The organism is Dethiosulfatibacter sp. (genome assembly GCF_983023055.1).
In genome coordinates, this window is record NZ_CEZJXU010000074.1 from 1 (window position 1) to 975 (window position 975).

Annotated in this window: 1 protein-coding gene and 2 pseudogenes; all 3 read right to left on the bottom strand. The window is 41.3% G+C overall.

Annotation, left to right across the window (positions count from 1 at the left end):
• Positions 1-144: pseudogene (locus AC3AX0_RS04180) on the bottom strand (MOSC domain-containing protein); the annotation flags it as partial.
• Positions 141-635, bottom strand: coding sequence for a cyclic pyranopterin monophosphate synthase MoaC (moaC, locus tag AC3AX0_RS04185; protein WP_487549051.1), 495 nt, complete (start codon positions 633-635; stop codon positions 141-143). The gene moaC and the pseudogene AC3AX0_RS04180, both read right to left, overlap by 4 nt.
• A 1-nt stretch (position 636) precedes the next feature.
• A pseudogene (locus AC3AX0_RS04190) lies at positions 637-975 on the bottom strand (GTP 3',8-cyclase MoaA); the annotation flags it as partial.

Here is a 975-nt window from a genome sequence, read left to right on the forward strand (position 1 = left end):
AAGAAGACTTACCTGTCTATGCCATTTGCCTGCATGGGCATCTCCTTCAAGACCGAATTCCTCTATGAAGTTGCCTTCTTCCATGGGTGTCTTCGCAACTCCCTTCTTGTCACTTATATTTACTGCTATTACCTTGCCTTTCATTTTTGCTCCTTTTCAGTTTCTCTATTAAAGTCTCCAGACTTGCCGCCTGATTTTTTCATTAGCTTTATGTCGGATATTATCATGCTTCTGTCAACCGCCTTGCACATGTCGTATATGGTAAGAGCTCCAACTGATACAGCCGTCAAAGCTTCCATTTCTATACCTGTCTTTCCCCTGGTGGTGACGGTTGCACTAATATGGATACAGTTTTTTTCTTTATCCGGTTCAAATTTCATATCTATTCCATTTATTAGAATATTGTGGCACATGGGAATGATCTCCCAAGTCTTTTTGGCAGCCATTATGCCTGCAACCTGCGCAGTAGCTATTACATCACCCTTCTTGTGCTTACCACCAGTTATCATTTCAAGGGTTTTTTCTTCCATGTATATACATCCGTAGGCTTCACCAATTCTCTTCGTGTCATTCTTGTCACCTACATCAACCATCTTGGGTCTTCCGTCTTCATTTATATGTGTAAGCTTGTCCATATCAGCCTCCTATGCCGTTCATATCTCTTGTTATGGGTTTGTAGTCCTTGTCGTTTATGTGATGCTCCCTGGGTTTTATATCTATGGTATCAACTATGATTTTTTTTATCTCTTCCTTGTTGCCAAGACCCTTCCTTACGTCTATTTCCTTGTTTGAATGAAGGCAGGGCTTAAGCTTTCCATCTGCAGTTAGTCTTAACCTGTTACATGTGCTGCAGAAGTGCTGTGATATTGGGTTTATAAGACCTATTGTTCCCTTTGCTCCATGCATCCTGTACTCTTTTGAAGGTGAACCCGGTTCCATTTCAAGAGGTACAAGATTTCCCAGTCTTTCAAGGAC